Annotated in this window: 1 pseudogene; it reads right to left on the reverse strand. The window is 53.3% G+C overall.

From position 1 onward, the window contains the following. Positions 1–749 (reverse strand): annotated as a pseudogene (locus GN208_RS17835) (IS3 family transposase); the annotation flags it as partial. Between the last annotated feature and the right edge of the window lie 19 nt (positions 750–768).

Below are 768 nucleotides of genomic sequence, written 5' to 3' on the forward strand. Positions count from 1 at the left end.
AACCACATCGTCACCCCGCAGACCCTGTCCAACTTCTATCGCCAGACATTCACGACTAAAATTATCGACTACAGTCAGCGCCCGGATCCGGCGCACGTTGAACAGATTATCAGCAACGAAATCCATACTCCAGCACTGATCGGCTGCCGTCACTGCCGGACGCTCCTGTCTGTGCCTGGCTGTGACATGTCGCCGAGGCCGCTTTGTCCGCAGATTCAGCCCTTCCTGACAATAAATACGGTGGGTTTTCTTATGGTTAATCAGCCAGCCTTCCCGGCGCAGCAGGATATGTATACGCTGCACACCGTAACGGACGCGGGTTTCCGCTATTTCCCTTATCCGCTGCGTGACTGCACGGTCGTCACGCCGGCTTTGATAGTGGTAGACCGTGCGGCTCTGCATCATCAGACGGCAACCACGCCGCAGCCCGATACGGTAGGCCTCCAGCAACCAGGTTACCGCTTCCCGCTTCTGGGCCGGTCTCAGAACTTTTTTTTGATGACCTCCTGCAGCATCTCTTTGTCCAGACTCAGATCTGCCACCAGGCGCTTCAGACGCTGATTTTCTTCCTCGAGCTGTTTCAGGCGGCGAAGTTCCGTCACACCCATACCACCGAATTTTTTCTTCCAATTGTAAAAAGTGGCTTCAGAAATACCCATCTTTCTGCACACTTCCTCTACCCGGGTACCGGTTTCAGCCTGTTTCAGGGCAAATGCGATCTGTTCTTCGGTATAACGTGTCTTTTTCATGTCAGATGACCTCTTTTTT

It is taken from the genome of Morganella sp. HSTU-ASny43, assembly GCF_022819185.1.
In the GTDB taxonomy this organism is placed as follows: Bacteria; Pseudomonadota; Gammaproteobacteria; order Enterobacterales; family Enterobacteriaceae; genus Morganella; species Morganella morganii.